This is a genomic window from Nocardia higoensis, from assembly GCF_015477835.1.
In the GTDB taxonomy this organism is placed as follows: Bacteria; Actinomycetota; Actinomycetes; order Mycobacteriales; family Mycobacteriaceae; genus Nocardia; species Nocardia higoensis_A.
In genome coordinates, this window is sequence record NZ_JADLQN010000001.1 from 1,003,800 (window position 1) to 1,016,825 (window position 13,026).

General features: G+C 68.7%; 7 protein-coding genes. 4 read left to right on the top strand and 3 right to left on the bottom strand.

Annotated features, from left to right (window positions below):
* Window positions 1–112 precede the first annotated feature (112 nt).
* From IU449_RS04625 to IU449_RS04635, 3 genes are all read left to right on the top strand, one after another.
* Window positions 113–5,560: a carboxyl transferase domain-containing protein gene (locus IU449_RS04625; RefSeq protein WP_195000688.1), complete on the top strand. Its 5,448-nt coding sequence runs from the start codon at window positions 113–115 to the stop codon at window positions 5,558–5,560.
* 218 nt (window positions 5,561–5,778) lie between these two features.
* On the top strand, window positions 5,779–7,590 hold the full coding sequence (locus tag IU449_RS04630; protein ID WP_195000689.1) for a multicopper oxidase family protein: 1,812 nt from the start codon (window positions 5,779–5,781) through the stop codon (window positions 7,588–7,590).
* Between the two features lie 189 nt (window positions 7,591–7,779).
* A complete protein-coding gene (locus IU449_RS04635) occupies window positions 7,780–8,181 on the top strand; it encodes a pyridoxamine 5'-phosphate oxidase family protein (protein ID WP_228804132.1) in 402 nt (133 codons plus the stop codon).
* A 20-nt stretch (window positions 8,182–8,201) separates the two neighbouring features.
* Here IU449_RS04635 and IU449_RS04640 read toward each other — a convergent pair whose 3' ends face one another.
* Both IU449_RS04640 and IU449_RS04645 read right to left on the bottom strand, forming a co-directional pair.
* A complete protein-coding gene (locus IU449_RS04640; protein WP_416382098.1) occupies window positions 8,202–9,938 on the bottom strand; it encodes a GAF domain-containing protein in 1,737 nt (578 codons plus the stop codon).
* Between the two features lie 66 nt (window positions 9,939–10,004).
* Window positions 10,005–10,652, bottom strand: a complete 648-nt coding sequence (locus tag IU449_RS04645; protein WP_195000691.1) for a response regulator — start codon at window positions 10,650–10,652, stop codon at window positions 10,005–10,007.
* Between the two features lie 180 nt (window positions 10,653–10,832).
* Here IU449_RS04645 and IU449_RS04650 point away from each other — a divergent pair, with 180 nt between their 5' ends.
* On the top strand, window positions 10,833–11,819 hold the full coding sequence (locus tag IU449_RS04650; protein ID WP_195000692.1) for an Acg family FMN-binding oxidoreductase: 987 nt from the start codon (window positions 10,833–10,835) through the stop codon (window positions 11,817–11,819).
* Between the two features lie 173 nt (window positions 11,820–11,992).
* Here the strand turns inward: IU449_RS04650 and IU449_RS04655 are convergent, their stop codons facing one another.
* Complete coding sequence (locus tag IU449_RS04655) at window positions 11,993–12,922, bottom strand: universal stress protein (RefSeq protein ID WP_195000693.1); 930 nt, start codon at window positions 12,920–12,922, stop codon at window positions 11,993–11,995.
* Between the last annotated feature and the right edge of the window lie 104 nt (window positions 12,923–13,026).

A 13,026-nucleotide genomic window follows, 5' to 3' on the forward strand; every position in this document is an offset into this window, starting at 1 on the left:
AGTAGCCGCCGACCGTTGGTGCAAATAGCGGCAGAGTATGCGAAAAGAAGTAGTAGCCGCTTTTCTTGCCCGTCGACCGGGCCAAAACTTTCGGAGAGGAAGGAACGGGCGAGTGTTCGAGCGTATCGCCATTGTGAACCGAGGAGAGGCCGCCATGCGCCTCATCCATGCGGTCCGAGACCTGGCCGCCGAGACGGGGCAGCCGATCCAGACCGTCGCTTTCCACACCGATGTCGACCGTAACGCGACCTTCGTGCGTGAGGCCGACATCACCTACGACCTGGGGCCCGCCGCGGCTCGCCCCTACCTCGATCTGAAGGCGCTCGAACGCGCGCTGGTCTCCACGGAGGCCGACGCCGCGTGGGTCGGCTGGGGCTTCGTGGCCGAAGATCCCGCGTTCGCCGAACTCTGCGACCAGATCGGCGTGACCTTCATCGGTCCCGACGCCGAGGCGATGCGCAAACTGGGCGACAAGATCGGCGCGAAGCTGATCGCCGAAGAGGTCGGTGTCCCGGTCGCGCCCTGGAGCCGAGGCGCGGTCGATACCGTCGAGGCCGCCATCGCCGCCGCCGGCGACATCGGTTACCCGCTCATGCTGAAGGCCACCGCCGGCGGCGGTGGCCGCGGCATCCGGGTCATCACCGAAGAGTCCGAACTGGTCGACGCCTACGAGCGCACCCGTCAGGAAGCCGCCCGCGCTTTCGGCAGCGGTGTGGTGTTCCTGGAACGCCTCGTCACCGGTGCTCGCCATGTCGAGGTCCAGGTGATCGCCGACGGTCAGGGCACCGCGTGGGCGCTGGGTGTGCGTGACTGCTCGGTGCAGCGGCGCAATCAGAAGGTCATCGAGGAGTCGGCGTCGCCGGTGCTGCGCCCCGAACAAGTCGCCGAACTGAAGGCGTCGGCCGAACGTCTCGCGGTGGCGGTCGGCTACCGCGGCGCGGCGACCGTGGAATTCCTGTACCACCCCGGCGAGGAACTGTTCGCCTTCCTCGAGGTCAACACCCGCCTGCAGGTCGAACATCCCATCACCGAGATCACCACCGGATTCGATCTGGTGCGCGCGCAGATCGCGGTGGCCGCCGGGCAGCGGCTCGAGGGCGAGCCGCCCGCCGAACGCGGGCACGCCATCGAGGCACGTCTGAACGCCGAAGATCCCGACCGCGACTTCGCGCCCGCGCCGGGCCGCATCGCGCGCCTGGATCTGCCCGCCGGACCGGGTATCCGGGTCGATACCGGCGTCAGCGAAGGCGACACCATTCCCGCCGACTTCGACTCGATGATCGCCAAGATCATCGCCTACGGCCGGGACCGCTCCGAGGCGCTGGGCCGGTTGCGCCGCGCCGTCGCGCAGACCCGCGTCATCATCGAGGGCGGCGCCACGAACAAGAGCTTCGTCCTCGAACTGCTGGATCAGCCCGAAGTGATCGATGCCTCCGCCGACACCGGCTGGATCGACCGGGTACGCGCTGAGGGCAGGCTGGTCTCGCACCGCAACTCCGCTGTCGCGCTGGCCGCCGCGGCCATCGACGCCTACGAGGACGAAGAGCAGGCCGAGCGGGATCGGCTGCTGTCCACCGCCGCCGGTGGCCGTCCGCTGGTGCAGCATCAGGCGGGACGTCCGCTGGATCTCAAACTGCGCGGTATCGGCTACCGCGTGCGGGTGGCCCGCACCGGCGCGCACCGGTTCCGCATCGGCATCGAAGCGGGTGAGCAGATCCGCACGGCCGATGTCGATCTCGTCCGTTACGACCGTCACTCCGGGCAGATCGTGGTCAACGGCACCCCGTTCCGGGTCACCGCGGGCACGCACGGACCGATCCATGTGGTCGATGTCGACGGTGTCACCCATCGGGTGAGTCGCGACGAGGGCGGTGTGGTTCGTTCGCCCGCCCCCGCGCTGGTGGTCGCCACCCCGGTGCAGGTGGGCGACGAGATCGAGGCCGGCGCGCCGGTGCTGGTGCTGGAGAGCATGAAGATGGAAACGGTGCTGCGCGCACCGTTCAAGGCGCGACTGAAAGAGTGCGCGGTCTCGGTCGGTACCCAGGTGGAGACCGGTGCGCCGCTGCTGCGTCTCGAGCCCGTCGCCGACGACTCGGCTGCGGACGAGGCTCCCGCCGCCGCGGTGGAGCTGGACCTCCCGGTCGCGGACGCGCTGACCCACTCCACCATCACTCGCCGGTGGGAGGATCTGCGTGGATTGCTGCTGGGCTACGACGTCGATCCGCACGACGATCATCGTGTGCTGGCGGACTACCTCGAAGCCCGCCGCATCGCCGTCGCCGACGATCGCCGGCCGCTGGCCGACGAACTCGAACTCATCGAGGTGTTCACCGATCTCGCCGAGTTGAGCCGCAACCGCCCGTCGGGCGAGGGCGGACGCGGCCATGTGCACAGTGCGCGCGAACACTTCCACACCTACTTGCAGAGTCTGGACGTCGAGCGCGCCGGACTGCCGGAGTCGTTCAGACTCGAACTCTCCAGGGCGCTCGGCCATTACGGTGTCTCCGAACTGGACCGCACGCCCGATCTCGAAGCCGCGGTCTTCCGGATCTTCCTCGCCCAGCAGCGCACCGACACGGTCGCGGTCGTCACCGCGCTGCTGCGGGAATGGCTGCGTGAGCCGATGCCCGACCGCGCGCTGCGCGAGCCGGTGGGGCTGGCGCTGGAGCGGCTGGTGGCCGCTGCCCAGGTGCGTTTCCCGGTCGTCGCCGACCTCGCCCGTGGTCTGGTCTACGCCTGGTACGGTCAGCCGCTGCTGCGTCGCAACCGTGCTCACGTGTACACCGACGTCCGGCGCGCGCTGCGCTACCTCGACACCCATCCGGACGCGCCCGACCGCGGCGAGCGGATCGCCGAGATGGTGCGCAGCACCGAGCCGTTGGTGCGACTGCTCGGCCAGCGGCTGGAACGCGGACACGGCGACAACATCGTCATGCTGGAGGTGCTGACGCGCCGCTACTACGGCAACAAGGGCCTCACCGGCGTGCGCACCCACGATGTCGACGGCTGCCGCTACCTGATCGCCGACCGTGAGGGTGGCAGCGTGGTGTCGACAGCGGTGCGTTTCGACGCCTTCGGCGCGGCGGTGGCCGGACTGGGCGAACTCACCGGCGACGCGCTCTCGATCGACGCCGACATCTACATCAGCTGGGAGAATCAGCCCGCCGATTTCGACGCGATGGCCGAGGCGCTGGCCGCGGCACTCGATGCCCAGCCGCTGCCCCCACAGGTCCACCGGGTCACCGCGACGGTGGCGGGCAGCGCCGGCGCGGTCATGCACCACCACTTCACCTTCCGCCAGTCGGCCACCGGCCTGACCGAGGAACGGCTGATCCGGGGCCTGCACCCCTACATCGCGCAGCGGATGCGGTTGGAGCGGTTGCGCAAGTTCGATCTCACCCGTGTGCCCGCCTCCGACGACGAGATCTATCTGTTCCGCTGTGTGGCGAAGGACAACCGGGCCGACGAACGGCTCATCGCCTTCGCCCAGGTCCGCGATCTCACCGCGCTGCGTGAACAGGACGGGCGACTGCTGGCGCTGCCGACCGCCGAGGGCACCATCGCCGCCTGTCTGGACTCGATCCGCCGGGCACGCTCACAGCGCCCCCCGGCCGAGCAGCTCGACACCAATCGCATCGTGATGTATGTCTGGCCGCCGCTGGATGTCACCCGTGCCGAACTCGAGACGATCGGACGTCACGTGCTGCCGGCGACTGTGGGCGCCGGGCTCGAGGAGATCGAGATCATCGCCCGTGAACGCGACGCCGACACCGGTGAGCTGAACAAGGTCGCCATCCGGATCGACTTCGACGCCGCGGGCGGCACCGTGGTGACCTTCGGTGAGCCTTCCGACGAACCGATCGAACCGCTGGACGCCTACCGTCAGAAGGTGCTGCGCGCCGCCCGTCGCAACGCGGTCTATCCGTACGAGCTGACCGGATTGCTCGGCACCTTCGTCGAGCACGATCTCGACGCCGACGGCGCACTGGTCCCGGTGGACCGGCCCAAGGGCCGCAACAGCGCCGCGATCGTCGCGGGCGTCATCAGCACCGTCACCTCGAAGCATCCCGAAGGCATCACTCGCGTCGTGTTGTTGGGTGATCCGACGAAGTCGCTGGGCGCGCTGTCGGAGCCGGAGTGCTCGCGGGTCATCGCGGCACTGGATCTGGCCGAACGTCTCGCGGTGCCGCTGGAGTGGTACGCGCTGTCCTCGGGCGCTCGGATCTCGATGGAGTCCGGCACGGAGAACATGGACTGGGTGGCGGCCGCGCTGAAGCGGATCGTCGAATTCACTCAGGCCGGCGGTGAGATCAACATCGTGGTCGCGGGCATCAACGTCGGCGCTCAGCCGTATTGGAACGCCGAAGCCACCATGCTCATGCACACCAAGGGCATCCTGGTGATGACACCGGATTCGGCGATGGTGCTCACCGGCAAGCAGGCGCTGGACTTCTCCGGTGGCGTGTCCGCCGAGGACAACTTCGGCATCGGCGGCTACGACCGGGTGATGGGCCCGAATGGGCAGGCCCAGTACTGGGCGCCGAATCTGCTCGGCGCGCGCGACATCCTGATGGCGCACTACGACCACACCTATGTGGTTCCCGGCGAGTCGTCCCCGCGCCCATCGCAGACCAGCGACCCGGTCGACCGCGACATCTCCGATTTTCCGCATGCGCTGGCGGGTAGTGATTTCGCCACCGTCGGGGAGATCTTCTCGGCTACCGCGAACCCGGATCGCAAGAAGCCCTTCGACATTCGCACCGTGATGCGGGCGGTCAGCGACCAGGATCACGAGGTGCTCGAACGCTGGGCGGGGATGGCCGACGCCGACACCGCCGTGGTGCAGGATGTTCACCTGGGCGGGATGCCGGTGTGTCTGCTCGGCATCGAGTCCCAGGGGGTGGCGCGGCACGGGTTCCCGCCCACCGACGGGCCCGACACCTACACCGCGGGCACGTTGTTCCCGCGGTCGTCGAAGAAGGCCGCTCGGGCCATCAACGCCGCCAGCGGCAATCGTCCGCTGGTGGTGCTGGCCAATCTGTCCGGCTTCGACGGTTCCCCGGAGTCGATGCGCAAACTGCAGCTGGAGTACGGCGCGGAAATCGGCCGGGCGATCGTCAATTTCGACGGGCCGATCGTGTTCTGCGTGATCTCCCGGTACCACGGAGGCGCGTTCGTGGTGTTCTCGAAGGCGCTGAATCCGAATATGACCGTGCTGGCCCTGGAGGGTTCTTTCGCCTCCGTGCTGGGCGGCGCGCCCGCCGCGGCCGCGGTGTTCGCCGGTGATGTGAACGCCCGCACCGCCGCCGATCCGCGTGTCCGGGATCTGGAAGCCCGGGCAACGGATGCCACGGGGACCGATCGGGCGGCTCTGATCGCGGAATTGGACGAGCTGCGTTCCTCGGTGCGTGCGGAGAAGCTCGGTGAGGTTGCCGCTGAATTCGACGGCATCCACAACATCCAGCGCGCTGTCGAGGTCGGCTCCGTCGACGCGGTGATCCGCGCCGCCGAGCTGAGGCCCCGCATCATCGAGGCCATTCGGGAGCGGTTGCGGGCCTGACCGATTCGAGCGCCGTCGGCCGGTAGCGTCACCGGATTCCTCGTGGATCAAGGGTGCCGCTACCGGCCGCGGCGTGTGTCGCGAGGTGGTGTGTGCATGCCTGCGGTCTGCACGTCGTCGGCAAGCCGGACGCCACTGTGGACGCGCCGTACCGTCACCATACTAAATGGTATGGTCAGCCGTCGGCAGAGTGGCCGGAGGTACGGAGGGCTGACACGATGGACAGGGCGATCGGGCGCCGGGATGTGCTGCGTGGGGCAGGCGTGGTCGCGGCCGCGGGGGCGCTGGGCGGGCTGACGAGATCGGCGGGGGCGGAGCCGATCGAGGTGGAGAATCCGCTGTTGTTCCATTCGCCGGCGGTGGAGAAGTTCGTCGACGAACTGCCGCGGATTCCGGTGGTGCGGGGGTCGCGGCTGGAGATCGACGCCTCGACGACGACGCACAAGTTCCATCGGGACCTGCCGGAGGCGCCGGCGTTCGGCTACAGCGGGCAGTCGTATCTGGGGCCCACGATCGAGCATCATCGGGACGAGCCGTTGCATGTGCGGTTCAGCAACACGATCGAATCGCATCCGTTCGCGGCGGATCTGGACACCAGCATCCACGGGGTACAGGAGAGCTGGCGGACCGCGCCGCCGACGTCGCTGCATCTGCACGGGGGTGTGACGCCGCCCGACAGTGACGGGCATCCGGAGAACACGGTGATGCCGGGGCAGAGCATCGACCACCGGTATCCGCTGCGCCAAGAGGCCGGGATGCTCTGGTATCACGATCATCCGATGGGCATCACCCGCACCAATGTGTACGCGGGCCTGGCGGGGATGATGTTGCTGCGCGACGAGTTCGACACGGGGGAGTCGGACAACACGCTCGGGCTGCCCTCGGGGGAGTTCGAGATGCCGTTGGTGTTGCAGGAGAAGATCTTTCGGCCCGACGGACAGCAGAACATCCGTACGACGTCGATGGTGCCGGAGGGACGGTGGGAGGGCGGCGGCGCGGGCGACGCCGGGGTGGTGAACGGCAAGCTGTGGCCGCGGATGCCGGTCGCGCGGGGGCTCTATCGGTTCCGCACGATCAATGCCGCGCAGTTCAGCACCTGGAATCTGTTCTTCAGCAATCGGATGCGGTTCTGGGTGATCGGCACCGAGCACGGGCTGCTCGACGCGCCGGTGCCGGTGCAGAACTTCCGGCTGGCGGCCGGGGAGCGGATCGATCTGCTGGTCGATTTCTCGGGACTGGCGCCGGGGGAAAGCGTCGAGTTGCGCAACGACGAGGAGCCGGTGTTCCAAGCGCGGCTGCTCGGGCAGGTCGCGATGCCGGTGTTCTGCCGGTTCACCGTCGAGGAGCGGCGCGGGTTCACCGGAGCGGTGCCGGAGCGGCTGCGGGGTGAGCGTGGGCAGTTGGCGGTGTTACCGGGGGTGGAGACGCCGACGGTGGTTCGCGACATCACCCTGAGTCAGCCCTACGAGCTGCGAGTGCCGCCGGCGATCATGACGTTGAACAATCTGCGCTACTCCGATCCCGACATCGAGATGCCACGCCAGGGCACGGTCGAGCAGTGGAATTTCATCAATATCACCCCCGATCCCCATCCGATCCACATTCATCTGGTGACGTTCCGCATCCTGGATCGCACGCCGTTGCGCACCCTGGACTATCAGGCCGCGAACATTCAGCCACCCATCGGCATCCGATGGAATCCGTCGGCGGAGGGGTTTCTGGCGGGGCCGCCGGTGCCCGCGGCGCCGTGGGAGCGGGGATGGAAGGACATCGTGCGGGTCGACGGCGGCACGGTCACCCGCATCCTGGTGCGCATTCCGACCGCCGATGAGCTCGGTTTCGATCCGGACGCGTCGTTCACGCCGCTGAACCCCGCGGCGGGCGGGGGGTACGGATCGGGTGGTGGCGGGCGGCGCGAGGTGCACAACGGGGTGGACCACAGCAAGGATCTGCGCGGCTATGTGTGGCACTGCCACATCCTCGATCACGAGGATCACGACATGATGCTCCGGCTTCGTTTCGTGCCCTGACCACGGTGTCCAGGGGTGCCGGAGGTGATGACCTTCGGCACTGTGCCGGGTGTGGCCACGGGTGGTGCCATGGAGTTCGAAGCCACCAGAGACACCAGAAAGCGGGGCAGATCCGTGAGTCAGCCCGAGTGCGATCCCGAGTTCGGCGATGCGCCGCGCGGCACCGTCGAGCTCAGCCGCGCCGAGGCCATGCGGCGGTTGGCGAGCGTGCCGTTCGGGCGCATCGTCTTCACCCGCGACGCGTTGCCCGCGGTGCGGCCGGTGAACCATCTGGTGGACAGGCGGCTGATCATCGTCCGCACGGGCCTGAACACCGGATTGTCGAATTCGGTGCGGTCGGCGCGGTCGGTGGTGGTCGCCTACGAGGCCGACGAGATCGATCCGGTGCGCAGGCTGGGTTGGTCGGTGGTGATCACCGGCGCGGCGCGGCCGGTCACCGACGCGAGGCTGCTCGAGGAGTACCGGCATCGGCTGCGGCCGTGGGTGAACAGTGCCGCCGACGAGGTGGTGGCTATCGAGCCGACCCTGGTCAGCGGGATCGAACTGGTGGCCGGGCCGGCGCTGCGGCTGACCGCGCGAGGCGCGATGTGATCAAAAAGGGCGCACGGTGATCAGGGAAGAGGCACCGACCAGCGGATGACGGTGCCGCCCTCGGGGGCGCGTTCGGCGCTGAACTTGCCGCCGGCTTTCTCGGCGCGGGCGGCCATATTGGCCAGGCCGCTGTGGCGCTCGAGACGGTCGGGCAGACCGACGCCGTTGTCGGTGACCTCGAGTTCGACGTCGTCGCGGATGGTCAGCCGCACCGACAGCGCGGTGGCCCGGGCGTGGCGGACGACATTGCTGACCGCTTCCCGCAGTATCGCCTCCACGTCGTCGAACATCGACGGCGCGAGCACCGACACCGGCCCGGACATGCGCATGCTGGTGCGCAACTCGGTGTTCTCGGTCATCTCGGCCACGACGGCGTGCAGGCGTTTGCGCAACGCCGGGGTTTCGGTGGCGGTGCTCGAGTGCAGGTCGAAGATGGAGTGACGGATGTCCTGGACGATGGACTGCACGTCGTTGACGGTGTCCATCAGCCGCGACTTGATCTCCGGGGAGCGTGCGCGCGAGACGGTGCTCTGCAATGACAGCCCGACCGCGAAGAGACGTTGGATGACATGATCGTGCAGATCGCGGGCGATGCGGTCGCGTTCGGAGACGACGTCGAGTTCACGCATCCGGCGCTGGGTGGAGGCCATCTGCAGGGCGAGGGCGGCCTGGTCGGCGAAGGCGCTCATCATGGCCTGGCCCGCGGCGTCCACCGGGGACATGCCTTGGGGGCGGATGGTGGTGAGCAACCCGACGACGGAGTTGCCCACCCGCAGCGGGAGGGTGAGCACCGGACCGTATTCGACAGAGGGCGCGGACGCGAGGGTGTCGGCGGGGTCGACGGCCAGCGGGCTGCCGTCGCGGAAGGCGATGCCGGTCTCGGATTCGTCCACGGGCAGCCTGCGACCGGTGAGGGCCTTGGCGTCGGTTCCGGCCGCCGCGACGACGACGAGTTCGTCGACTTCCTCCCCCGGCATGTCGGGGTCTTCGGGCAGAGCCAGGAAGGCGCATGCGGAGCGGGTCAGCGTCAGGGCGCGCTCGGTGATGACGGTGAACACGTCGCTGGGTTCGCCGCCCGCCAGCAATTCGGTGGCGACTTCCTGGGTGGCTTCCAGCCACAACTGACGGATGCGCGATTCCTCGTAGAGGCGGGCGTTGGCGATCGCGATACCGGCCGCGGCGGCCAGCGCTTGGACCACCACCTCGTCGTCCTCGGTGAATTCCTGACCACCGGATTTCTCGGTCAGATACAGGTTGCCGAACACCTCGCCGCCGACCTGGACCGGGACACCCAGAAAGGTGCGCATCGGCGGATGATGGGGAGGGAAACCGACCGAGGAGGGGTGGGTGGACATGTCGGCCAGGCGGAGCGGACGCGGGTCGGCGATGAGCAGACCGAGCACGCCGTGTCCGCGGGGGAGGTCGCCGATGCGCACACGGGTGCGGTCGTCGATGCCTTCGTAGACGAATTCGGCGAGTTCCTTGGCGTCGGGATGGCTCTCGCGCACACCGAGCGCGCCGTATTTGGCGTCGACGAGCTCGATGGCGGTGTGCACGATGGTGCGCAGCGTGTTGTCCAGGTCCAGGCCGGAGGTGACCACGAGCATCGCCTCGATGAGGCGGTCCATCTGGTCGCGGACCCCGACGATCTCGGTGATCCTGTCCTGCACTTCGGTGAGGAGTTCACGCAGCCGGGACTGGGCCAGGGTCTCGATCACCGGTGGTCGATCGCCCGGGTGCGGCGAGGAGCCTTGCATGTCCTGCATCCTCTCACTTCCGCCCTGGGCTACCGATCCGGCGGTGACCGGACGCCGATCGCCGGATCACGGTTTGCGCGTGGGTTGTTCGAGTTTGGCAGCCAGCACCGCGGCCTGGGTGCGCCGCTCCACACCGAGTTTGGTCAGCAGGCGCGAGACGTAGTTCTTGACGGTCTTCTCGGCCAGGAACATTCGTCCCGCGATCTGCCGGTTGGTCAGCCCCTCACCGAGCAGGGACAACAGCGTGCGTTCCTGTTCGGTGAGGGTGGACAGCGGGCCGGTGTCGGCCTCGGCTTCGGCGCGGAGCTTGGCCATCAGGGCGGCCGCGGCGCGGTTGTCGAGCAGGGATTTGCCCGCGCCGATCGCGCGCACGGCGTCGACGAGGTCGGTGGTGCCGATGTCCTTGACGACGTAGCCGCTGGCGCCGGCGAGGATCGCGTCCAGCATGGCCTGTTCGTCGGTGAAGGAGGTCAGGATCAGGCACTTCAGTTTGCCGCCGTGGGAGAGCAGTTCCCGGCACAGCTCGATGCCGTTGCCGTCGGGTAGACGCACGTCCAGCACCGCCACGTCCGGGTCGAGCGCGGGGATGCGCGCGAGCGCCTGCGCCGCGTCGGCGGCCTCACCGATCACTTCCATGTCGGCTTCGGCGTCGATGAGGTCGGCGACGCCACGCCGCACAATGGCGTGATCGTCCACCAGAAACACCTTGACCATCGCCTGAGTCCCTTCTGTCTCTATGTGCTCAGCCTACGCAGGTCGATCCGGCCTCATGAAGCGATATCGGAGGTCCGGGTGATCCGGCAACCGAAGTCCCCGACACCGGGGACATGATGCCCTTACCGGTAGATCACCGCCGATGCGACGGTGGCGGGAACTCTGCACGAAGGACGGATCATGCTGCGCGGACAGCCCGACGACACGACGATCGCCACGGCGCTCGCGTTGGCCGGGCGTGCGCCGTCGGTGCACAACATCCAGCCGTGGCGGTGGCGTACGGACCGGCGCGGGATCCACTTGTTCCTCGACACCGAGCGCTCGTTGCCGCATACCGATCCGGACCTGCGTGATGTGGTGATCAGTTGCGGGGCGGCGCTGCACCACCTCACGGTCGCGTTCGCGGCGATGGGGTGGGCGACGGTGGTGACCCGGATGCCCGATCCGCGCGATCCCGATCATCTGGCCTCGATCCGGCTGGTCACGCATCGGGCGACCACACAGGACGTGGAGATGAGCGCGATGATCCCGCGGCGGCGCACCGACCGGCGGCACTACAAGGCGGTGCCGCTGCCGCCGGGCTACCTGGGATTGCTGACCGAGCGGGCGGGCGCGCTGGGCGCGCTCGTGCGCCTGGTCGACGACCGAGCGCGGGACCGCTTGGTCGCCGCGGCGCGGGCCGCCGCCGAACGTCATGCCGAAGATCCCGACTACCGCTGGGAGCTGGCGCTGTGGTCGGGTCGCTACAGCAGCGACGATGGGGTGCCCGCCCGAAACACGCCCGCGCCGCGCGCCATCGACGACCTGCCCGCGCGCCGGTTCGGCTCCCCGCGGCTGCCCGAGGCCGCCGCGGAGGCCGATCACGCCGATGTGCTGGTGCTGGGCACGCTCTCCGATGACCGATCGGCGCGACTGCAGGCGGGGGAGGCGCTGAGTTCGGTGTTGCTGACCGCCACCAATATCGGGTTGGCGACGTGCCCGCTGACCGAGCCGCTGGAGGTGCACGCGCAGCGTGAGCGCATCCGCCGCGGAGTGCTCAACGGGGCGGCGCATCCGCAGGCATGTCTGCGCATCGGGTGGGCACCGGACACCGATGATCCGTTGCCGCGCACGCCGAGGCGGGCGGTCACCGACATGCTCGCCGGTGAGGCACCTCGATTGTCCTGATCTCACATCGGGTTCGGATCCGGCAAGAGGTGTGGACGATCGCCGCGTATCGCGAAGCCGGTGCGGATCGGCTGTCGATCAGGCCACGCAGCGGCGAGCCGGTCGACGTCGCCGGGTCGTCGGCCGAGACCTGGAGACCGTCTCGACCGACGAGGTGGACGCGCGCACGGCTTTCACTGCGGCGCTCCCGAACCCGGGTGTACGACCATGACCGGGCAGTGTGCTTGCTGGACGAGCGCATTGCTGGTGGAGCCGAGCAGGAGCCGCCGGAACCCGCCGCGGCCGCGGCTGCCCACGACCACCAGTTGCGCCGGTTTGGACCATTCGATGAGGTGGTGGCGCGGGCCGGACAGATACGCTTTGCGAGCGACTCGCACCTGCGGGTATTTCTCGTCCCAGCCGGCCAACTGTTCGGCGAGCAGGTCGCGGGAGGCGGTTTCGATCTTCTGGTCGTCGATGGTGTCGGGCAGACCGGTGAGCTGTTCGAAACGCAGGTCGCTCCAGCAGTGCACGGCGATGAGGGTGGCGCGGCGTTCGGCGGCTTCGGCGAAGGCGGCGCCGATGGCGGCCTGATTGTGTTCGCCGCCACCGTCGATGCCGACGACGACCGGACCGGTGCGCCGGACGTGGAGTTCCCCGCCCGGGGCCCGCACCACGACGACGGCGCCGCGGCCGTACGCGACGACCGCGGACACCGTCGAGCCGAGGTAGCCGAGCACTCCGGCGTTACCGGTGCCGATGACGGTGCACATGGCGGACGCGGAGCGGTCGGTGAGTACTTCGGCGGGCGAGCCTTCGACGAATTCGGTGTCGACGGTGAGTCCGGGGGCGGTTTCGACGGCGAGTTGTCGTGCCGCGGCGAGATATTCGACGCCCTGCGCGCGCAGTTCGGTGGTGACCGAGGGGATCAGCCGCTCGCAGGGGGCGTAGATCGCGCGGGTGGCGGCCGAGTCCAGCGCGTGGACCAGGTGCAGGCGCCTGCGGCGGGCCAGGGCGACTTCGGCCGCCCAGCGCACCGCCAGATCGCTTGCCGCCGAGTCGTCGACGCCGACGACGACGGGGGCGGTGTGCCGGTCCTGCTCACTGTTGCGCTGTCCGACCATGAGAGGCGCTCCCTAACCGACGGCTGTGGTGTTCATCTCAGATTAGGAATCGCGAGGGTGGGCGCACGGCTGCCGGAGGTCCCCGGGAGCTGGGCCGAAAGGCC